Genomic DNA, 20,627 nt, shown 5'->3' on the forward strand with positions numbered 1-20,627 from the left:
AAGTTCAAGATGACTTTTGCATTTAAGGATGCACCCAACACAGCCTGTATAGTTTGTCACCATGTCTTGGTTGGGAAAAATCCGATCACCTTTATCTCCCACGATGAAGAGGATGGCATGTGGCAATTTTTGTGTTCAGAAGACCACACTGGAGAGGATGCACGCCTCATTTCCTTAGCTGAAGCATTTAAACTAGACGCATCCATCGGACAAGTCGCGGATATACCTTGTGGCTATGCGGTAGAAAGAAAAGATATGCTTGCTGGCTGGAAATCATGCCCATCCTAACAGTTGGGGCTCCGTCTAAGATAACTTGTATGAAAATGAAAGAAACCTAGAGATGCTTGGATATAAATTGGAAGAAAACCCATTTTGTGGTATAATTAAAGGTAGTAAGACAAGTTAAAGGAGGCCAGCAAATGGAAGCATACGAAAAAGTAGTAGAGATGCTAAATGGGCTAGATATTCCTTTTGAAATCGTGGAGCACGAGCCAGCCTTGACAACAGAGCAAGCCGATAGCTTTATCGAAGGGATCGAAGGTGTCCGTACAAAAACCATGTTTCTCACCAACAAAAATAAAACAGCCTATTATCTCGTGATTATGGATGATAAGAAACGTTTGGATATGGACCTCTTGAAAGACTTGGTAGGAGCCAATAGAATCCGTATGGCTTCCTCTGAGAGCTTGTTTGAAAAAATGATGTTACCAGCAGGTGCAGTATCTCCATTTGGCTTGCTGAACAATGCTGACAAAGATATTCAGATTTATTTCGACAAAGAAATCATGTCTGAAAAACGGATGAGTTTTCACCCCAATACCAATGAAAAAACTCTCTTTTTGGATACGACAGATATACTCAAATTCCTAGAAGCCATTGGTTATGAGGCTCATATCATTGAGTTATAAAGATTAAAGAAACCGACTAAGTTCATCTTAATCGGTTTTTTGATTATTCTACCTCACCTGGCCAGTGGTTCATACCACCTTCTACATTGGTAACGGTAAGGCCTTGGGCGCTGAGAAATTGACAGGCAGAGGCAGAACGCACTCCACCTTGACAAATGACATGGTATTCATGGTCAGGTTTGAGTTCTTTGTAGCCTTGCTCCAAGGTACTTAAAGGCAGATTTTTTGCACCTGGCGCATGTCCTGCTTGGAATTCATGTACTTCACGTACATCGATAAGATCTAGTTTTTCATTTTGATATTTTTCATAAAAGTCAGCCATGCTGATACTAGTTACCATATTCTACTCCTTCTGGGTTAGCCATTTTGTATAGTGAATAAGCGCCGTCAAGGTTTTGGACGGTAAATCCTGCTTGTTTGAGGATACGCTCTGCGATATAGCTGCGCAAACCACTGTGGCAGCTAACGATGTAGGCTTGGTTCTTGTCCAGTTCGTCCAAGCGTTCCCGTAGTTCGTTTAGGGGGATGTGGATGGTGTCGACTTTGAGTCGACCACTTTGGAATTCGCCACTGGTCCGCACGTCTAGGAATTTCTTTCCTTTAGCTAGTTCGTCTTCGAGCTGGTACCATTGAACGTTGTCGCTGAGACCTTCGATAAGGTTCAAGGCTGCGTAACCCAGCATATTGACGGGATCCTTAGCGGAGCCAAATGGTGGCGCGTAGGTGAACTCCAATTCTGGTAAGTCAAAGACGGTGAGATTTCCCTTGATAGCAGTTGCCAGGATATCGATTCGCTTGTCAACACCTTTCTTCCCGACTCCTTGGGCACCGTAGATTTTTCCAGTGGTTGGGTCAAAGAGGAGCTTCAAGGTCATATCAGTAGCGCCTGGATAATAACCAGCGTGGTCTTTCCCACTGACATGAAGGGCTTTATATGGGATTTGGTTGGTACGAAGAGTACGCTCGCTGAGACCAGTCGAAACAGCTGTCATATCAAAGGCACGAACGATAGCAGTGCCGATACTGCCCTTGTTTGTACGACCGAGTCCTGCGATGACGTCCGCCACTTGGCGTCCTTGACGATTGGCAGGAGAAGCTAGAGAGATGAGGGCATCTTGGCCAGTAATCTCTTGCTTGACGACGATGGCATCTCCAACTGCAAAAATATCTTTTTGACTGGTTTCGTAGTGTTCGTCGACCAAGATACCGCCACGTAGTCCCAGTTCAATCCCAGCTGCCTGAGCCAGTCCGTTTTCAGGTTCAACACCGACAGAAAGGATGGTGAGGTCAGAAGCAATCTTTTGACCATTTTCGAGAACGATGGTTTTTCCTTGCTCTTCAAATCGAGTCGCAGACTGAGAAGTGATAACGAGAACGCCGTTTTTGACCAATTCTGCTTGGACAAAGGCCGCCATTTCCTGATCTAATGGTGGCAAGACATGGGGTGCTTTCTCCACGATGGTGACTTGCAATCCACGTTTTGCCAGATTTTCAGCCATTTCAAGCCCGATAAAGCCTGCACCGATAACGACAGCTTCTTTTGGATGATTGTCCAAGGCTGCCATAATTTCGTCGAGATCAGGAACATTGCGAAGCGTGTAGGTATGCTTAGCTTCTGCCAAGCCTTCGATGGTAGGGATAAAGGGCTTGGCTCCTGGGGAGAGAATCAGCTTGTCGTAGCTTTCTGTGAATTCCTGTCCATCGTGTCGCACCGTTACAGTGTGTTCTTCTGGCGAAATCTGGATGACCTCGTGAAATGGCCGCACATCGAGATTAAAGCGTGCCCGGAGACTTTCAGGAGTTTGGACCAATAAACTCTCACGGTTTGCAATTTCTCCTGAAACATAGTAAGGAAGTCCGCAGTTTGCAAAGGAAACAAAGGGACCTTTCTCAAAAATAGTGATTTCAGCGTCTTCCATGAGGCGTCTGAGACGGGTTGCTGCTGACATACCGCCTGCAACTCCTCCGACAATGATAATTTTCATTGACTTTCTCCTTTATACTTCTAGATGACCTTACCTGTCCAAGCGCTCATACCGCCTCGGACATTGATGACATCGTAGCCTTTTTTCTTAAGCTTTTTCGCAGCTAGTTTGCTTCGTACACCAGAATGACAAATGACATAGAGTGTTTCTTTTGTCGCTGGTGTGTAAGAACCGATTTCCGTTAAAGGAACATTTTTGGCATTTTTGATATGACCTCTACGGAATTCCATAGGCGTCCGAACATCTAGTAGCTGAATCGGTTCCTTGAGTTTAGCTTCTAACTCGCTGGTAGAAATACTGTCAATTTTTGTAAATAATAAGTGAAACATAGGCACCTCCAAATATACCCTTATGGGGTATATTAAACCATGAAGTCAAGCTTTTGTCAAGCAAGTTGTTTTAACTTGGAGGGGATTGGTTTTGAGAGTCTAGAAAGCAGGCTATTCTTGACCTTTCAAAGGCTTTTTGATATGATGAGTCCAAAGTAAGTATGAGGTGTTAAGATGACCAGCGAATACCAGAAAATGATAGCAGGGGAGCCTTACCGTCCGTCGGCCCCAGAGTTACGGGCCTTGGCGCAGGCTTCTCGCCAAAAACAGGCTGCCTTTAACAAGGAAGAAGATCCCTTGAAGGGAGCAGAGATTATCAAGACTTGGTTTGGTTCAACTGGGCAAAATCTCTATGTCAATCCACGCTTGGTGGTTGATTATGGGGTCAACATCCATCTAGGGGAAAATTTTTATTCTAATTGGAACTTGACCATGCTGGATGTTTGTCAGATTCGCATCGGGAACAACGCCATGCTTGGCCCCAACTGTCAATTTTTAACCCCACTCCACCCACTGGATCCGCATGAACGCAATTCAGGGGTCGAATACGGCAAGCCCATCACCATCGGAGATAATTTCTGGGCTGGAGGTGGTGTCATTGTCCTTCCTGGGGTGACACTGGGTAATAATGTCGTCGCAGGAGCAGGGGCCGTGATTACCAAGTCCTTTGGAGACAATGTCGTCCTAGCTGGCAATCCTGCGCGTGTGATTAAGGAAATACCTGTGAAATAGAAGTGAAAAGGAACAGCTAGGGCTGTTCTTTTTATGAGTTTTAGTCTTATAAATTTTTCTTCTTTTTGGCTTTCTTGGTCGAGGAGACATCGCACTGGGGAATCTTGGTTTAAAAAATCTATTAAAGGTAGTCTAGAGTTCAAAAATTGTTTCTAGCAGTCCTTTCTAAAAAATTACTAGGCGAAACGTAATTGAAACTAAATTTAAGGAAACTTTCAGAAAAGTTTTAGTTTTGTTTCAGGAATCTTCTGTAGACTGTCTAGCTATATCATACGAAGGAGAGGAAAAAGGTATGAAATCAAAAAAATGGACCCTACTCGCAACGAGTTTAACGGCAATGGTGCTGATGGCAGCATGTGCCCAGTCAACAACTACATCCAATACCAATGCAACGACAAATAATGCAACAACAACTGCAACAAAGACAAACCAATCATCCTATTTTACAGATAAGGACAATGATACCTCTTATGACGAAAGCACAGCTTCTAAAATTGAGCTATCTGGCTCATCTGCAAATGTTTCTGGGGATGGGGTGACAGTTTCTGGCTCGACAGTGACTATCACAAAATCTGGCACCTATGTGATTTCAGGTCAGTCTGACGGAGTGCAGATCAAGGTCGAGGCAGATAAGTCTGCAGATGTTCATCTAGTCCTAAAAGGTGCGACCATGACCAATACCAATGCAACGATATCTGCGACATCAGCTGGTCATGTCTACTTGACTCTAGCAGAGGGAACCACCAACAGTCTCTCTGACTCAAGCTCTAACAGTGACGAAAAAGCAGACGCAGCTCTCTTTTCTAAGGTGGATTTGACCATCAACGGGAAAGGAACTCTCAATGTAGATGGCAAGAAGAACAATGGTATCAAGGCCAACGACACCCTCCACATCACGGGTGGAACCTATAACATCACAGCAGTTGGCGATGCCTTCAATGTCAATGATGAACTCAACATCACTGGTACGACCATGACCATCGATGCCAAAGAGGATGGGGTCAAGGTGGACAATGACGAGGATACTTCAGTTGGGACCATGTACCTATCCAACAACAACATCACCGTCACAGCAGGAGATGATGGCATCCACGCATCTGGAGACCTCGTCATCGATAGTGGTACCTACACCGTCAAGAATTCGACAGAAGGACTTGAAGGTAAGTCAATCACTATCAACGGTGGGGATATTAGCATCTACTCAACAGATGATGGAGTCAACGCAGCTAACAAAAACGCCCAACAGAATGAAATCTTCTTCACTATGAACGGCGGGAATCTGACTGTAGAAGTCGGCCAAGGAGACACAGACCCAATCGACTCAAACGGCAATATTACGGTCACAGATGGGACCATTAAAATGACTGGTCAAACAGGTTTTGACTTTGATGGAACAGCGACCTACACAGGTGGAGATATCTATCTCAACGGTGAAAAACAAACGGAAATCGTCAATTCTATACCTGGAGGCGGTGGACCAAATGGAGGCCCTCAAGGCGACGGTCCAGCCCCTGGCGGACAAGGATAAAAAAGAATCTCCTTTCTCGAAAGAGAAGGGAGAGTTTTTGTGTTTGAGAGATGGATTGTAGCTAAAACAACTCCCAATTAGGTCTTGAAAATTTCTTAGTCTGTTTCATATAAAAATGAGTAAAATGAATTTCCATCGCCAAGGTCATTAGAGTTGCGATAGCAATGACGATGGTAGGATTGGCTGAGAAAAGTAGAGGAAGAATAGGCCTTTAAAAAGTGGACAGGAAAGACCATTTCGGAGTATAGAGAGGAAGTTCAAAAACATTTTTAGAAATAAGACATGTGCATTATAAAAATCAGATACGAATCTGGTGTTTTATTTTTTTAAAGAATTTAACCCTTTCTCTTGACAAGTGAGTGATTACTCACTATAATAGCTTCGGTGATTTAAAAAGTGAGTATTAACTCACTAAGGAGGAAGTAAATGAAAACATTACTACATTTACAAGATTTAGTAAAATCTTTTGACCATCAAATAGTTCTGAATCATGTCAGCTTTGAATTGCATCCAGGAGAAATTATAGGCTTAATTGGTCCGTCTGGTGCTGGTAAATCAACCATGATTAAAACCATGTTAGGGATGGAAAAAGCAGATGGAGGTGTCGCTTTAGTTTTAGACCATACCATGCCTAATCGTCATATTTTAGGAGATATTGGCTATATGGCCCAGTCAGATGCTTTATACGAGGCCTTGTCAGGCCAAGAAAATCTGGAATTTTTTGGTCAGCTAAAGGGGCTTTCTAAAAAAGACCTGAAGGCGGAAATAGCTCATATAGCTCAGGTAGTAGATTTGACAGACCATTTAAACAAGGCAGTCTCTGGTTATTCTGGAGGGATGAAACGACGCTTGTCGCTTGCTATCGCGCTGTTAGGGAATCCTCAACTCTTGATTTTGGACGAACCGACAGTTGGAATTGATCCTTCTCTTCGAAAGAAAATCTGGAAAGAATTATTCGCGCTTAGAGACAATGGGATTGGGATATTAGTTACTACCCATGTTATGGATGAAGCAGAGTTGACGGATAAGGTCGGCTTATTATTAGGCGGAAAAATCATTGCTTTTGATACACCGCAACACTTAAAAGAAAGTTATCAAGTTTCAAGTATTGAAGAAGTATTTTTAAGAGCAGAAGGTGAGTAAAATGAGAACAATAGCGATTGCAAAAAAAGTCATCAAAGAATTACTTCGTGACAAACGAACTCTAGCCCTGATGTTTATAGCACCTGTTTTTATCATGTGGCTGATGAACCTCATGTTTTCAGCTAGTACAACCGTGAATGTCAAGTTAGCAACACAGGATCTACCAACTGGTTTGGTAACGAAAATGGATGAGCTCGATCATGTGGACGTCGAGACTTATCAAGACTTAGATCAAGCCAAAGAAGCGCTAGCAAATGAAAAAGTCGATGCTGTGATTTCTTATAAAAACGGTGAGTACCAGGTCGACTACGCAAACACAGATGCCTCCAAGACCTCTATGATACGACAAGTGTTACGGACAAGTATCGCCAGTGAAGGCACCGATCAGTTACTATCTCGTGTTAAAAAAGCTCTTCCACAATTGGACTTGGACGCAAAAACACCAGAAATCAAGGAGTCTTACCAGTATGGAGATGAAAATACAAGCTTCTTTACCAATATGATTCCGGTTTTGATAGGTTTTGTAGTTTTCTTCTTTGTCTTTTTGATTTCAGGTATGGCGCTTTTGAAAGAACGCACCAGTGGAACACTAGAACGTTTGTTAGCAACACCAGTGAAACGATCTGAAATCGTCTATGGCTATATGTTGTCTTACGGTATTATTGCGATTTTTCAAACGGCAGTTGTCGTTTTAGCAGCAATTTGGCTACTAGATGTAGAAGTTGTAGGAAGTATTTTAAATGTTATAATAGTTAATGTGGTACTGGCTCTTGTAGCACTAGCTTTTGGAATTCTCTTGTCTACTCTAGCAAAATCAGAATTCCAAATGATGCAATTTATTCCTCTCGTGATTATGCCCCAACTTTTTTTCTCAGGAATTATTCCATTGTCATCCATGGGAGAATGGGCTCCAACTGTGGGAAAATTTTTGCCATTAACCTATTCTGGTGATGCAATAAGCCAGATTATTCTTTACGGACACAATCTTGGTGATATTTTGCCAAATCTTGGTATTTTAATGATTTTCTTGATCATTTTAACAATTCTCAATATTGTTGGATTGCGTCGTTATCGTAAAGTTTAGAAATCAACATAAATAATGCTAAAAAGGTGTGAAGATTAGATGGATAAGACTGTTTTTGAATCGTTTGAAGATTATTTAGAAGAAGCGAATTACCCTCAAGGAAAGAAAAAAATCATGCAGGCAGCAGTGGATCTCATATCAACCAGGAGTTACCATGGGACCTCAACTCTTCACATAGCTGAGCGTGCTGGACTAAGCCAGGCAACTTTGTTTAAGTATTTTAAGACGAAGGATGATTTACTGACGGCTATTTTACATCCTGTAGTCCCAGGCATTTTCGGTAGTTTTTTTGAGGAACTCTTAGCTTTTGAAACGACAGAAGAGAGGGTTCGTTATCTCGTCCATGATCGTATGAGCTATCTCAAAAAAAATCGTGCTTTGATGAAAATCATTCTGCAGGAGAGTTTTTCAAATAAAAAACTAAAAAATGAACAGATTTTTATCTGGAATGCTATTCAAGATAAACTTCGAGTGCTTCATAAGGAATTGCTGGCAGATCCACGTGTAAATCCAGAGATAACGATTCCTCAAATGGTTCGTATTTGTGTTGGTCCATTGTTTGCTTACTTCGCTCAGCTTTATGTCGTTAGCGACAATGGAGAAATAAAAGAAGAAGACCTAGACTTATTAGAAAAACAGATTTTAGGTGGTTTGTGGAAATAAGGGAGTTCTAGAAGAACTAAGGTTTATTTACTTGACTTTCAAACAAGCTAAAAAAGACATGTTCTGCTTATTTCAGATTCATGTCTTTTTGTTATTGCATTTGATATGTGTTTATAAGTCCTCAATCATTTTGCCAAAACAGAAACCAACCTCTCCAGCGGTGCAACGATTTCTTAAGTGTATGGAAGAGGAGATTTCTGGCTTGCTAAAGTCTCCTCCTTGACACTCCGTCAGCTTTTGATACAATAGTACAAAATTAGAGGAGGTGGGCTATGATTCAGAAGCATGCGATTCCCATTTTGGAGTTTGATGACAATCCCCAGGCGGTCCTTATGCCAACACATGAGGGATTGGACTTAAAGTTGCCAAAAAAGTGCATCTATGCATTTTTGGAGGAAGAGATTGACCGCTACGCTCAGGAAGCAGGAGCGGACTGTGTTGGTGAGTTCGTTTCTGCCACCAAGGCTTATCCAGTCTATGTCATCAACTACAAGGGTGAGACGATTTGTCTAACCCAGGCGCCCGTGGGTTCTGCCCCAGCTGCCCAGTTTATGGATTGGTTGATTGGCTATGGTGTGGAGCAAATCATTTCCACTGGAACCTGTGGCGTCCTAGCCGATATAGAGGAAAATGCCTTTCTCGTCCCTGTTCGCGCTCTGCGAGATGAGGGGACCAGCTACCATTATGTAGCGCCTTCTCGTTATATGGAGATGCAGATTGAGGCTGTCTCTGCCATTGAGCAAGTTTTGGAGCAAAGAGGCATTCCTTATGAGGAAGTTATGACCTGGACGACAGATGGTTTTTACCGAGAGACGGCTGAAAAGGTTGCCTATCGCAAGGAAGAAGGCTGCGCTGTTGTGGAAATGGAGTGCTCGGCTCTTGCGGCAGTGGCTCAGCTACGTGGTGTTGTCTGGGGAGAATTGCTCTTTACTGCAGATTCCTTAGCGGATCTGGACAACTACGACAGTCGTGACTGGGGCTCAGAAGCTTTTGATAAGGCACTCGAACTCTGTCTTGCCATTGTGCACCACATGTGAGTGTTCTGACTGTTTTTATGGTAGAATGTAGTTATGTTATTCAAATCTTTTTTGGAAAAAATCAAGACGATACTGGGACGCTTGTCGCCAGCCCGTCGCATCTTTTTAAGTTTTGCCCTAGTAATCTTCTTGGGTTCTCTCCTTTTAAGTCTCCCCTTTGTGCAAGCAGAAACGTCACAAGCGACCTACTTTGACCATCTCTTTACGACCGTGTCCATGGTCTGTGTGACAGGGCTTTTCACTCTGCCAGTGGCTTCGACTTATAATATCTGGGGCCAGTTGATCTGTATGATTTTGATCCAGATTGGTGGTTTGGGGCTCATGACCTTTATCGGAATCTTTTATATCCAAGGCAAGCAAAAGCTCAGCCTTCGTGGTCGTGAGACTATTCAAGAAAGTTTCAGTTATGGAGAAACCCAGTCTCTAAAGGACTTCATCCGCTCAATCTTTCTGACGACTTTTTTGGTGGAAGGAATTGGTGCCTTTCTCTTGAGTTTTCGCTTTATCCCCGAATTTGGCTGGGGGCGAGGGATTCTAACCTCTATCTTTTTGGCTGTTTCAGCTTTCTGTAATGCTGGATTTGATAATTTTGGAAGTACGAGTTTGGTAGCCTTTCAAACGGATCCCTTGATCAATCTAGTGATTGCAGGCTTGATTATCACTGGTGGTCTAGGATTTATGGTCTGGTTTGACCTAGCGACCCAGTTTGGGAAGAAGAAAAAACGCCGCCTGCGTTTCCATACCAAGCTGGTTCTCTTTTTAACGGCGGGAATTCTGCTCTTTGGAACAGTATCGACTCTCTTAATTGAGTGGAATAATCCTGGGACGATTGGAAATCTCAGCGCTCCAGAGAAACTGCTGGTTAGTTTCTTCCAGACAGTCAGTATGAGAACGGCAGGCTTTGCTTCCATTGACTACACCCAGGCTAGACCAGTTACCTTACTGATCTACATCTTGCAGATGTTTCTGGGCGGGGCACCTGGAGGGACAGCAGGCGGGCTCAAGATTACGACCTTCTTTGTCTTGTTGGTCTTTGCTCGCAGTGAACTATTGGGCTTGCCTCATGCTAATGTGGCTCGGAGGACCATTGAACCCCGAACCGTACAAAAGTCTTTCAGTGTCTTTATTATCTTCATGCTAACATTCTTGCTGGGCTTGATCCTACTAGGGATAACAGCAGAGGGAAATCCGCGCTTTATCTACCTCATGTTTGAGACCATTTCAGCCCTTGCAACAGTTGGGGTGACGGCAAATTTAACACCAGAGTTAGGTAAGTTAGCCCTCAGTATCGTTATGTTGTTGATGTTTATCGGCCGTATTGGTCCCTTGACACTACTGGTCAGTGTAGCGGAATACCAGCCAGACAAGAAAGATACGATTCACTATATGAAGGCAGATATCACTATCGGATAAGAAAGGAAAAACGATGTCAGATCGGACAATTGGAATTTTAGGCTTGGGAATTTTTGGGAGCAGTGTTTTGGCTGCCCTAGCCAAGCATGACATGAATATCATTGCTATTGATGACCACGAGGAACGCATTAATCAATTTGAATCAGTGTTGGCGCGTGGAGTAGTTGGAGATATCACGGATGAAGAACTCCTTCTATCAGCGGGGATTGACACCTGTGATACCGTAGTCGTCGCAACAGGTGAAAATCTGGAGTCCAGTGTTCTTGCGGTCATGCACTGCAAGAGTTTAGGAGTGCCGACCGTTATTGCCAAGGTCAAAAGCCATACGGCTAAAAAGGTGTTGGAAAAAATTGGTGCAGACGCAGTCATCTCACCAGAGTTTGAAATGGGGCGCTCATTAGCACAGACCATCCTCTTTCATAACAGCGTAGACGTCTTTCAGCTGGACAAGAATGTATCGATTGTCGAGATGAAAATCCCCCAATCATGGGTAGGTAAAAGCCTCAGTCAGTTGGATTTACGTGGGCGATACAACCTCAATGTACTTGGTTTTCGTTCCTACGAAAATGCTCCTCTGGATGTCCAATTCGGACCCAATGACCTCTTGCAGGCAGATGCCTACATCATGGCAGTCATTAATAACCAACATTTGGACACTCTAGCTGAACTGAGTGAGTAGGAGAGGAAAGGCTACTCTCTTTCCTAATAATTAACGAGTCAATATAAGTATTTTATAAGAGGGATTTAAGAAAAATTTTAACTTTTTCTTAATCCTTTTTAATTTTAGGAGATTATACTAGAGTCATCAAAAAAAGAAAACTCTAAGGAGAATCCTATGAAATTCAATCCAAATCAGAGATATACTCGTTGGTCTATTCGCCGTCTCAGTGTAGGCGTTGCTTCAGTTGTTGTGGCTAGTGGCTTCTTTGTCCTAGTTGGTCAACCAAGTTCTGCGCGTGCTGATGTCGTCAATCCGACTCCTGCCCAAGTCGTGCCAGACGCTGCTTCGGTGAGTGAAAAGAGCGACTTACCAGCAGAGGTTCTCAAAAAAGCAGTCGATGTAGCTCTTCCTTCAGAACAGTCTATTCCAACACCTAAAGCAAGTGTGGATACCACAAGCTCTTCAGAAAAAGCGGACGCAACTGCTAAAGAGCCTGCAGTAGTGCCAAAAGAAGAAGTGCAAGCACAACCTGACTCTAAGAAACAAACAGAAGATGCAGTTAAACCTGTGGAAAGTCCTGCGTCTACAGTTTCTGGACAAGACCGTGAAGTCAGTGAAGCGCAACCAGCGACCACTCCAGCTGAAGTCCAAAAAGGTGTGGCTGACAACACCAAAGATACAGTAGATGTCCCAGCCACTTACTTGGACAAGGCTAACTTCCCAGGACCATTTACAGCCGGTGTCAATCAAGTTATTCCATATGAATTCTTCGCTGGTGATGGCATGTTGACTCGTCTTATCTTGAAAGCCTCTGATAAGGCTCCATGGTCAGACAACGGAACAGCTAAAAATCCAGCTCTCCCACCAGTAGAGAAATTGGGCAAAGGCCTTTATTTCTATGAAGTGGACTTGGCAGGCACCCAAGGTAAATCTGATAAAGAGCTGCTTGACTTGTTAAAACAAAACGGCACTCAAAGCTATAAAGCAACTATCAAGGTGTACGGTGCAAAAGACGGCAAGCCTGACTTAACTAATCTTGTAGCGACTAAAGATTTGACTGTTAATTTGAATGGTTTGACCACACCAAATCAGGTTAAAGCCTCTGTTGTTAACAATGTCAAAGACATGATTGATGTTCCAGCTAGCTACCTTGATAAGGCTAAGGTTCCTGGACCTTTCTTGGCCGGTGTCAACCAAGTTATTCCATACGAAGCTTTTGGTGGAGATGGTATGTTGACTCGCCTCTTGTTAAAAGCTTCCGACAAAGCCCCATGGTCAGACAACGGAACAGCTAAAAATCCTGCTCTATTGCCACTTGAAGGCTTGGCTAAAGGCCAATATTTCTACGAAGTGGATTTGAATGGCAATACGGTTGGCAAAGATGGTCAGGCCTTGCTGGATCAACTTCGAGCTAACGGAACCCATACGTATCTAGCTACTGTTAAAGTTTATGGCGCTAAAGACGGCAAACCTGATTTGACCAATCTGATTGCTACTCGTCAAGTAACGATTCAGCTTCGTGGAAAAGAAATGGCGACAATACCATCTCAACAAGGTCAGATGAATACGAAGCCTTCTGAAACAGGCTCTACAGGTACGACTGAGGGTATGATGGGTACAAATCACCATATGTCAGATATGAAAGTAGATCAACCAGCTTCTAGCCCAATGGCTAATATGATGAAAAAAGATGATAAAGCGATGCTACCAAATACTGGGGAAGCTAAAACAGCTACAGCTGGCCTTGGTATCTTTGGTCTAGCCTTGGCAGGGCTTGTTGGACTTTTGGGTTTGACAACCAAACGAGAAGATTAAGATTCAAATCACTTAAACATTAGAGAAAATAGTGTTATACTAAAGCAAGTATAACACTGTTTTTATCGAAGGAGTGTCAGATGAAAAAGACAATTTTGCTGGTTGATGATGAGATAGATATTCTAGATATTCAAAATCGCTATCTTATACAGGCAGGTTACGATGTTTTGGTCGCCCATGATGGCAAGGAGGGATTAGAACTTTTCAGAAAAAAATCTATCGACCTTATTATCACAGATATCATGATGCCCAATATGGACGGGTATGATTTTATCAGCGAAGTTCAGTATATCGCTCCGGATCAACCCTTCCTCTTTACAACTGCTAAGACAAGCGAACAGGATAAGATTTATGGATTAAGTTTGGGGGCAGATGATTTTATAGTCAAACCCTTTAGCCCACGCGAATTGGTTTTAAGAGTGAATAATATCTTGCGTCGCCTTAGCCGTGGAGGAGAGACAGAACAGATCGAGTTTGGTGACTTGGTAATCAACCATGTGACTCATGAAGTTCGCATTGGGGAGCAACCTTTGGAATTGACAGTAAAATCCTTTGAACTTTTATGGATATTAGCCAGCAATCCCGAGAGAGTCTTTTCAAAGACGGAACTTTACGAGAAGGTATGGCAAGAGGACTATGTGGATGATACCAATACACTCAATGTTCATATCCATGCTTTGAGGCAAGAGTTGACCAAGTATACAAATTCAAATGCTCCTGCTATCAAAACGGTCTGGGGTTTGGGCTATAAGATGGAAAGACCAAGAGGTAGAAAATGAAATTAAAAAACTATATTTTAGTGGGGTATCTAGTGTCGACTCTACTAACGATTTTGGTCGTTTTCTGGGCAGTCCAACGAATGTTGATCGAGAAAAGTGAAGTTTACTTTCTAGTTGGAATGACCTTGATTGCTAGTTTCATTGGCGCTGCAGTGAGTATCTTTCTTTTGTCGCCTGTGTTCTCTTCTCTGAAACATTTGAAAAAACAAGCTCAGGATATAGCAAGCAAGGATTTCAGTACAGAAATTGAAACCAAAGGCCCATTAGAATTTCAAGAGCTGGGCCAAGCTTTTAATGACATGTCCCACAATTTGCAAGCTACCTTTCAATCACTTGATGAGAGCGAGCAAGAAAAGAGAATGATGATTGCGCAGCTCTCTCACGATATTAAAACTCCCATTACCTCCATTCAGGTTACTGTGGAGGGAATTCTAGATGGAGTGATCAAGGAAGAGGAGCGGCTCCACTACTTAACCACGATTGGTCGTCAAACTGAGCGTCTAAACAAGCTAGTGGAGGAATTGGATGTTTTGACTCTGAACACACAACCTCAAGATACTGCTGATGAAGAAGTCGAAGAGGTCTTTTTAGACCAGTTGCTGATTGAGTCAATGAGTGAATTTCAACTCCAGATTGAACAAGAGGAGCGAGATGTTTACATTCAAGTGTCACCTGAGTCGGCGAAAATCAAGAGCCATTCTGACAAACTTTCTCGCATTCTGGTCAACTTGTTAAACAATGCCTTTAAATATTCAGAACCAAGAACCAGAATCGAGGTTCTTGCCCAATTAACAGAACAAGAGCTGACAATCAGTGTGAAAGACGAGGGGCAGGGGATTCTTCCTGAGGATTTGGAAAAGATCTTTAAACGACTTTATCGTGTAGAAACTTCGCGCAATATGAAGACAGGTGGACATGGATTAGGACTTGCGATTGCACGCGAACTAGCCCATCAGCTTGGTGGCGAAATCACAGCAGAAAGTCAATATGGCTTAGGAAGCAAATTTACATTCAGCCTCAATTTGAAATAAAGCTGTAAAATCCCTTTACATATCTAGCTTTTCATGGTATAATAGCCTTTGTGTGAAATAGCAGCAGGAAAGCATGAAGCTCGTCAACAGGTGTCTTATGACAAGTAACCTTGGCTGTTTAGGCGAAGGGCATCTGCACGAATCAGGGCTTTCTAAGTGACTATTTCCGCCAAATATTATTTATATCAGGAGGACATACATATGTCACGTTATACAGGACCATCTTGGAAACAAGCTCGTCGCCTTGGCCTTTCACTTACAGGTACAGGTAAAGAATTGGCACGTCGTAACTACGTACCAGGACAACACGGACCAAACAACCGTTCTAAATTGTCAGAATACGGTTTGCAATTGGCTGAAAAACAAAAACTTCGTTTCACTTACGGTGTAGGTGAAAAACAATTCCGTAACTTGTTCGTACAAGCTACAAAAATCAAAGGCGGAATCCTAGGTTTCAACTTCATGCTTCTTTTGGAACGTCGTTTGGATAACGTTGTTTACCGTCTTGGTCTTGCGACTACTCGTCGTCAAGCTCGTCAATTCGTAAACCACGGTCACATCCTTGTTGACGGAAAACGCGTTGATATCCCATCATACCGTGTAACTCCAGGTCAAGTAATCTCAGTTCGTGAAAAATCATTGAAAGTTCCAGCAATCCTTGAAGCAGTAGAAGCTACTCTTGGACGTCCAGCATTCGTATCATTCGATGCTGAAAAATTGGAAGGTTCATTGACTCGCTTGCCAGAACGCGACGAAATCAACCCAGAAATCAACGAAGCACTTGTCGTTGAATTCTACAACAAGATGCTTTAATTTTAAGAAATATCTTACAGAAAGCCTACAACAGTGGGCTTTTTGCTTTGTCTTAAAAGGTTGATTTCTGGGTTTGCTTAGATATTTGCTAGATTGATTTCATTGCTGCTTCAAAGAATGAGACGGCTTTTTTTGCGTTCTCTTTTGAGAGGTAAAAAGAAGCGTGACCCTCCCACAGCTATAGAGCTTTTAGGCGGGAAAACCACACTTCTTTCTTGAATTAATTTTACATCATTTTGACTTAAAAAACAAATAGAGGCGTCCCACCTCCTACCGCAGAAAGATCTGTTTCAAGGGGAGATGGAAAACCTCTATTCGTTAATTTAATTATAGCCTAAAAAACTTTTAAATACAAGGCTATTGAGATAGTAAGGGGGAAAAAAGAAGTAACCATCATTCCGACCACATAGTAGACAGGGGGGAACAAGATTACTTCCTTTATTTACTTAAGTATACAACATTTTTACAAGAAAGCAAAGTAGCAGGTTAGTCTAATGGGGTGCTTGTTGTACTTTAGCAAGTAAGGTGTGCTATAATGCTTTTAACAGGAACTAAAAGCCATTAGTAAATAACTAATATTGGGTCATATTGTTCCGATGTTAGAGAGAAGGAACTTAATGAAATTATGGGAATATGTTGATAAAAATGTTCGCCTTATTTTAGAAGATGGGACCTCCATCAAGGGTAGGGTGGTTGATTGGTTTGACGGTTATGATTTAGATGGTCCTGACGAAATAGTTATAGGTGATCGCTCATATCCTGAAGATATTATCAAGAAAATCAAAATTATTAGTGCTTAGTTCAACCTAGGCGATTTTATCGACTAACTATAAAAAGTATAAGAACTATCGAAAAAATAGCAGAGAGGAAAATAAATGAGTAAACAGCTTTGGAAGTATCTTCGATCAAGGGTTCAGATAGTCACTAATTGCGATAAGATAATCAAGGGACGTGTCATAGACTTTGTTGACGAAATGGACAATGATGAGCAAGATGAAATCACTATTCTCATTGCTAATCCTAGTCCAGATGAAGCTACTGAAATTTCTCTCTTTGAGAGTGAGATTGTCTCGATTAAAACAATCTCATAGGACTTAGAACAATCTAGGTGCTTTTACCTGCCTTATTTGAAAGAAAACACTATGGAAAAGGATTTAGTTTATATGGCAATATTAGATGATTTACAAGAGTTATATGACAATGGTTGGGATGCCTCTTTTGATTATAATGGTCAAGTATGTGGGATTTTTCCTAATTCTGTTCATGATATTGTAGTGGTGATTGGAGATAAGGAATACCAGGTATCATCATTCATTGATCTGATTTCTCTAAAAATTGACGATAACACTTTAGTAGAAATTATGGATGGAATTGAAGTGCAGTATTATTAAAATAAAAATCATCTTTGATGAATGAACTGCACCCCAAAAATTAGATTTTGTCTGTTAAATTTTTGGAACGTAGCTCAATATGCTACAACGTTCTTATTAGGAGGGGAAGGGTAATGGGTTATAGTCAACAAGTATTAGACATGCTCCAGCAAACAGTCAGTGGTCAGATTGATAATTTTTGGGATTTTTCCTTTACGTTTAACGCTCTTTTTGGAGAAGATGCGGAATTTTCCGAGGCTTGGGATAATGAAAACTCTGAAATGTTTGACGCTCTCAATGACTTTGAGTTGATGATATTTTTAGAGGAACATGATCCAAGCGACAAACAAGGTTTTATCGATTTCTTAACACCTTACTACGAAAAAGCAAAGCAATTAGCCAATATTGAAAGGAATATTTAAATGACACTCTGGAAATTTAACCGTACAGATGTAATTATCACGTTAAAAAATGGCGCGGTAGTTAGAGGATTTGTAGAAGACTATTGTGACGCCTCTGACAATGACGAGGAGATTGACTCCTTGCTGGTAGATGTTGATGGAACTCTTTATGAATATTTTGAAGATGAAATCGTCAGCATCATAGAAAGCTAGTAGTGGGAATAGAATCTAAGGAAAAAATCTTGTTTGTTGAGATTGTTTTAGTTGGGATGGTCCTATATGAAAAAGGATGAAATTAAAAAATATTTAGACAAAGATCTTGAATTTAATTATAATAGCCGAGGTGCTTGCTTTTTATCGAGTATATGTGTAGTTGGTTATGATTATGAAGGTCAGCAGTTTGATACAATTGATGAAGCTATGGAAGCTAAAGTATTTGACGGGAAAAGCTTAGTAGATATATGGGATGAAGTTTTTCCACAAGTTTTTTAAAATGAAAAGCACCTTTGATGAACTGCACCCCAAAAGTTAGATTTTTTCTGTCTAACTTTTGGGGTGCAGTTCAAATGTATGAGATATTTTTAGTTTTGATTTAATTTCGATATTTTTCCGGAAAATACTTATTTTTCGGAAAGTCAAGATTTTGTTATTATTTATGATATACTGGTACCGTAATTATATCCTTACAGAGGTTAAGTAAGGGTTTCAGTACACGTCAATAGATGTCAAAATATTGATTTTAAGCGATTTTTGATTTTTGGAAACTCATTATATCGCACTACAAATCAATAAAAACTCTACCTTTTACTCTACCTTTTTTAGATAAATATATCATCTGGATATTGAAGTTAAGCCCTGCTATCATTTCGATGGCAGGGCTTTTTAATGTTTGGGACACTACCTTCTTATCTATATTTTGATGGAGCTGAAGTTGACATCTACAAAGTTTAATGTTAAAATACATTCAAAAATATATTTGAATGAGGTGCTTTATGGTTCAAAATGTTGTTACTTCAATAATCCTGTATTCTGGGACAGCCGTAGACTTACTTATTATCCTAATGTTATTTTTTGCCAAAAGAAAAAGCAGAAAAGACATCATTAACATCTATTTAGGACAATTTCTAGGCTCTGTTAGTCTAATATTGCTAAGTTTACTTTTTGCATTTGTCTTAAATTATATTCCTAGTAAAGAGATTTTAGGTTTGCTCGGTTTGATTCCAATTTTCCTAGGACTCAAAGTTTTGCTTTTAGGAGATTCTGATGGAGAAGCTATTGCAAAAGATGGTTTGCGCAAAGATAATAAAAACCTGATTTTTCTAGTCGCTATGATTACTTTTGCAAGTTGTGGTGCTGACAATATTGGTGTTTTTGTCCCATATTTTATTACCTTAAATTTAGCGAATTTGATAGTGGCTTTACTTACCTTTCTAGTCATGATTTATCTCTTGGTTTTTTCTGCCCAAAAATTGGCACAAGTCCCTTCTGTTGGAGAAACTTTGGAAAAATATAGCAGATGGTTTATTGCCGTTGTTTATTTAGGACTGGGGATGTATATCCTGATTGAAAACAACAGCTTTAACATGCTAAGGACTGTGTTCGGCTAGGAGAAAAAATTATGAAAAAAGATAGTATCTGCCAAGTGAATATTATAAATCAGCAAAATGTTACAACCGCAACGAACTACCTTGAAAAGGAAAAAGTCCAAAAATCACTTCGTATTTTATCAAAGTTTACCGATAATAAACAGATAAATATCATCTTTTATCTCCTTGCTGTTGAAGAACTCTGTGTCTGTGATATAGCCTGTTTACTAAATCTCAGTATGGCATCTGCCTCCCACCATCTTCGTAAACTAGCCAATCAAAACATCTTGGATACTAGAAGAGAGGGGAAAATTATATATTATTTTATAAAAGATGAGGAAATCAAAGACTTTTTTAATCAACTAGGATAACAACTATTTTTACTACTTTATCATGATTATATATAGGACTTATCTATGAAATTTTTTGATAAAAATTACTCACATGAAAGACTACTCGTAGCAAATCTTTAAGAAAAAAGTATAATTTAAAGCAAAGCGACCTAGGTAATGCAGGTCAAGTTAGCCAAGTTTAAAAGGGAGAAATCTGAAAGAAAATGTATCTTTGATAGTAGTCATTTATTGTGAAATATGATATATTTATTGATTAGATGGATGAATATTTCTAAAGTTAAATAAAATATGACAGATACATGCTTTTTAGTGTATCTTGTTTGTACTCAAAATATGAAGTGACTATCCAATATTTAAGATTAATAAATATTATACGATGAGATAGAATACTACAAAATGAAAGGCAACGTAATCTGATGAAGAAAGATAGATTAATTGCATTGACAGATGCTGTTCTAGCAATTATTATGACCATTTTGATTTTAGAGTTAGAAAAACCAACGACACCAAGTCTTCAAGCTTTTTGGGATTTACGGCAAAATTTCTTTGCTTATTTTCTTTCCTTTTTCTGGTTGGGATCGTTATGGATGGCACTAAACACATTATGGGAAAAGGTTGAGAAAATTTCCTCAGAAATTATTTGGTGGAATTTGTTTCTACTCTTGGAGCGGCAGGAGTTCTCTTTGGAGAATTTCATGCCATCCAAGATACCAGTCTGAATGATGTGGTGGACCGGATCTATATAAATGTCAAGGATTTACCGTTTCAGTCCTTGGGAGCTTTAGCTAATATCCTGTCTGATGTTAAGAAGGGACTGATTCAAGACAGTCATATCTGGTCTTTCTTCCAGTCATTTTTCAAACAATATCAGTTGATAATCAGCTTAAATCAGATCTATCAGTTTGTCTATCTTTCTCTGATGGAGATCATGTCCTATCTTCACTTTGATTATTGGAAAAAACGGCTCGGTCAGGAGCTAGTATGAATAAGGAGAAC

Annotated in this window: 27 protein-coding genes and 2 pseudogenes; 24 read left to right on the forward strand and 5 right to left on the reverse strand. The window is 40.7% G+C overall.

Going from position 1 to position 20,627, the window contains the following annotated elements; all coding sequences use genetic code 11:
* The first annotated feature begins 9 nt into the window (after nt 1-9).
* A complete protein-coding gene (locus tag E2R31_RS00275) occupies nt 10-288 on the forward strand; it encodes a hypothetical protein (RefSeq protein WP_132972262.1) in 279 nt (92 codons plus the stop codon).
* 131 nt (nt 289-419) lie between these two features.
* Nucleotides 420-908 carry a prolyl-tRNA synthetase associated domain-containing protein gene (locus E2R31_RS00280; RefSeq protein WP_132972264.1) on the forward strand — a complete coding sequence of 163 codons (489 nt, stop codon included), beginning with the start codon at nt 420-422 and terminating at the stop codon, nt 906-908.
* A gap of 43 nt (nt 909-951) precedes the next feature.
* Here the strand turns inward: E2R31_RS00280 and E2R31_RS00285 are convergent, their stop codons facing one another.
* Genes E2R31_RS00285 through E2R31_RS00295 form a run of 3 tightly spaced genes read right to left on the reverse strand, consistent with a single transcriptional unit; the run spans nt 952 to nt 3,222 of the window.
* Complete coding sequence (locus tag E2R31_RS00285) at nt 952-1,248, reverse strand: rhodanese-like domain-containing protein (protein WP_084947468.1); 297 nt, start codon at nt 1,246-1,248, stop codon at nt 952-954.
* Nucleotides 1,238-2,893, reverse strand: a complete 1,656-nt coding sequence (locus E2R31_RS00290; RefSeq protein ID WP_084947465.1) for an FAD-dependent oxidoreductase — start codon at nt 2,891-2,893, stop codon at nt 1,238-1,240. Before E2R31_RS00290 ends, E2R31_RS00285 begins: the two co-directional genes overlap by 11 nt.
* Before the next feature lie 20 nt (nt 2,894-2,913).
* Nucleotides 2,914-3,222: a rhodanese-like domain-containing protein gene (locus E2R31_RS00295; RefSeq protein WP_000468869.1), complete on the reverse strand. Its 309-nt coding sequence runs from the start codon at nt 3,220-3,222 to the stop codon at nt 2,914-2,916.
* A 174-nt stretch (nt 3,223-3,396) separates the two neighbouring features.
* Between E2R31_RS00295 and E2R31_RS00300 the strand changes: the two genes are divergently transcribed.
* Both E2R31_RS00300 and E2R31_RS00305 read left to right on the forward strand, forming a co-directional pair.
* Nucleotides 3,397-3,954 (forward strand): sugar O-acetyltransferase, encoded by a 558-nt coding sequence (locus tag E2R31_RS00300; RefSeq protein WP_084947462.1) that lies wholly within the window; start codon nt 3,397-3,399, stop codon nt 3,952-3,954.
* A 292-nt stretch (nt 3,955-4,246) separates the two neighbouring features.
* Complete coding sequence (locus tag E2R31_RS00305; protein WP_132972266.1) at nt 4,247-5,482, forward strand: carbohydrate-binding domain-containing protein; 1,236 nt, start codon at nt 4,247-4,249, stop codon at nt 5,480-5,482.
* 61 nt (nt 5,483-5,543) lie between these two features.
* On the opposite strand, the pseudogene E2R31_RS10120 reads toward E2R31_RS00305, so the two are convergent.
* Nucleotides 5,544-5,678: pseudogene (locus E2R31_RS10120) on the reverse strand (low temperature requirement protein A); the annotation flags it as partial.
* A 230-nt stretch (nt 5,679-5,908) separates the two neighbouring features.
* On the opposite strand from E2R31_RS10120, the gene E2R31_RS00320 reads away from it, so the two are divergent.
* The 16 genes from E2R31_RS00320 (at nt 5,909) to E2R31_RS00400 (ending at nt 18,184) form a co-directional block, all read left to right on the forward strand.
* Entirely contained in the window at nt 5,909-6,625 is a 717-nt protein-coding gene (locus E2R31_RS00320) for an ABC transporter ATP-binding protein (protein ID WP_132972268.1), read from the forward strand.
* A 1-nt stretch (nt 6,626) separates the two neighbouring features.
* A complete protein-coding gene (locus tag E2R31_RS00325; protein WP_132972269.1) occupies nt 6,627-7,709 on the forward strand; it encodes an ABC transporter permease in 1,083 nt (360 codons plus the stop codon).
* Nucleotides 7,710-7,748: 39 nt separating this feature from the next.
* On the forward strand, nt 7,749-8,372 hold the full coding sequence (locus tag E2R31_RS00330) for a TetR/AcrR family transcriptional regulator (RefSeq protein WP_125389021.1): 624 nt from the start codon (nt 7,749-7,751) through the stop codon (nt 8,370-8,372).
* A 272-nt stretch (nt 8,373-8,644) separates the two neighbouring features.
* Nucleotides 8,645-9,409, forward strand: a complete 765-nt coding sequence (locus E2R31_RS00340) for a nucleoside phosphorylase (RefSeq protein ID WP_000615016.1) — start codon at nt 8,645-8,647, stop codon at nt 9,407-9,409.
* A 33-nt stretch (nt 9,410-9,442) separates the two neighbouring features.
* Complete coding sequence (locus tag E2R31_RS00345) at nt 9,443-10,822, forward strand: TrkH family potassium uptake protein (protein WP_125384926.1); 1,380 nt, start codon at nt 9,443-9,445, stop codon at nt 10,820-10,822.
* A gap of 13 nt (nt 10,823-10,835) precedes the next feature.
* Nucleotides 10,836-11,501, forward strand: coding sequence for a potassium channel family protein (locus tag E2R31_RS00350; RefSeq protein ID WP_001283887.1), 666 nt, complete (start codon nt 10,836-10,838; stop codon nt 11,499-11,501).
* Nucleotides 11,502-11,657: 156 nt separating this feature from the next.
* Nucleotides 11,658-13,298, forward strand: a complete 1,641-nt coding sequence (locus tag E2R31_RS00355; RefSeq protein ID WP_132972271.1) for an SSURE domain-containing protein — start codon at nt 11,658-11,660, stop codon at nt 13,296-13,298.
* An 80-nt stretch (nt 13,299-13,378) separates the two neighbouring features.
* Nucleotides 13,379-14,077 (forward strand): response regulator transcription factor, encoded by a 699-nt coding sequence (locus E2R31_RS00360; RefSeq protein ID WP_000751223.1) that lies wholly within the window; start codon nt 13,379-13,381, stop codon nt 14,075-14,077.
* Complete coding sequence (locus E2R31_RS00365) at nt 14,074-15,108, forward strand: sensor histidine kinase (protein ID WP_132972273.1); 1,035 nt, start codon at nt 14,074-14,076, stop codon at nt 15,106-15,108. Before E2R31_RS00360 ends, E2R31_RS00365 begins: the two co-directional genes overlap by 4 nt.
* A 201-nt stretch (nt 15,109-15,309) precedes the next feature.
* On the forward strand, nt 15,310-15,921 hold the full coding sequence (rpsD, locus tag E2R31_RS00370) for a 30S ribosomal protein S4 (protein WP_000092756.1): 612 nt from the start codon (nt 15,310-15,312) through the stop codon (nt 15,919-15,921).
* 617 nt (nt 15,922-16,538) lie between these two features.
* Entirely contained in the window at nt 16,539-16,721 is a 183-nt protein-coding gene (locus E2R31_RS00375; RefSeq protein WP_000780387.1) for a hypothetical protein, read from the forward strand.
* 75 nt (nt 16,722-16,796) lie between these two features.
* Nucleotides 16,797-17,012, forward strand: a complete 216-nt coding sequence (locus E2R31_RS00380; RefSeq protein ID WP_000043341.1) for a hypothetical protein — start codon at nt 16,797-16,799, stop codon at nt 17,010-17,012.
* 72 nt (nt 17,013-17,084) lie between these two features.
* Nucleotides 17,085-17,312: a hypothetical protein gene (locus tag E2R31_RS00385; protein WP_009013763.1), complete on the forward strand. Its 228-nt coding sequence runs from the start codon at nt 17,085-17,087 to the stop codon at nt 17,310-17,312.
* Between the two features lie 113 nt (nt 17,313-17,425).
* Nucleotides 17,426-17,713 (forward strand): hypothetical protein, encoded by a 288-nt coding sequence (locus E2R31_RS00390; protein ID WP_000542381.1) that lies wholly within the window; start codon nt 17,426-17,428, stop codon nt 17,711-17,713.
* Entirely contained in the window at nt 17,714-17,905 is a 192-nt protein-coding gene (locus E2R31_RS00395; RefSeq protein WP_000177340.1) for a hypothetical protein, read from the forward strand.
* A 66-nt stretch (nt 17,906-17,971) separates the two neighbouring features.
* Nucleotides 17,972-18,184: a hypothetical protein gene (locus E2R31_RS00400; RefSeq protein ID WP_000710706.1), complete on the forward strand. Its 213-nt coding sequence runs from the start codon at nt 17,972-17,974 to the stop codon at nt 18,182-18,184.
* Nucleotides 18,185-18,470: 286 nt separating this feature from the next.
* Here the strand turns inward: E2R31_RS00400 and E2R31_RS10095 are convergent, their stop codons facing one another.
* Nucleotides 18,471-18,656 (reverse strand): hypothetical protein, encoded by a 186-nt coding sequence (locus E2R31_RS10095; RefSeq protein ID WP_009013804.1) that lies wholly within the window; start codon nt 18,654-18,656, stop codon nt 18,471-18,473.
* Between the two features lie 28 nt (nt 18,657-18,684).
* Here E2R31_RS10095 and E2R31_RS00410 point away from each other — a divergent pair, with 28 nt between their 5' ends.
* From E2R31_RS00410 to E2R31_RS00425, 4 genes and pseudogenes are all read left to right on the forward strand, one after another.
* On the forward strand, nt 18,685-19,299 hold the full coding sequence (locus E2R31_RS00410; protein ID WP_000250556.1) for a CadD family cadmium resistance transporter: 615 nt from the start codon (nt 18,685-18,687) through the stop codon (nt 19,297-19,299).
* Between the two features lie 11 nt (nt 19,300-19,310).
* Nucleotides 19,311-19,649: a Cd(II)/Zn(II)-sensing metalloregulatory transcriptional regulator CadX gene (cadX, locus tag E2R31_RS00415; RefSeq protein ID WP_000711083.1), complete on the forward strand. Its 339-nt coding sequence runs from the start codon at nt 19,311-19,313 to the stop codon at nt 19,647-19,649.
* 398 nt (nt 19,650-20,047) lie between these two features.
* Nucleotides 20,048-20,293, forward strand: a pseudogene (locus tag E2R31_RS00420) (TMEM175 family protein); the annotation flags it as partial.
* Entirely contained in the window at nt 20,275-20,616 is a 342-nt protein-coding gene (locus E2R31_RS00425; protein ID WP_000397556.1) for a hypothetical protein, read from the forward strand. The pseudogene E2R31_RS00420 and the gene E2R31_RS00425, both read left to right, overlap by 19 nt.
* Nucleotides 20,617-20,627 lie beyond the last annotated feature (11 nt).

Origin of the sequence: Streptococcus downii, assembly GCF_004353325.1 — a bacterium.
GTDB classification, from domain to species: domain Bacteria; phylum Bacillota; class Bacilli; order Lactobacillales; family Streptococcaceae; genus Streptococcus; species Streptococcus downii.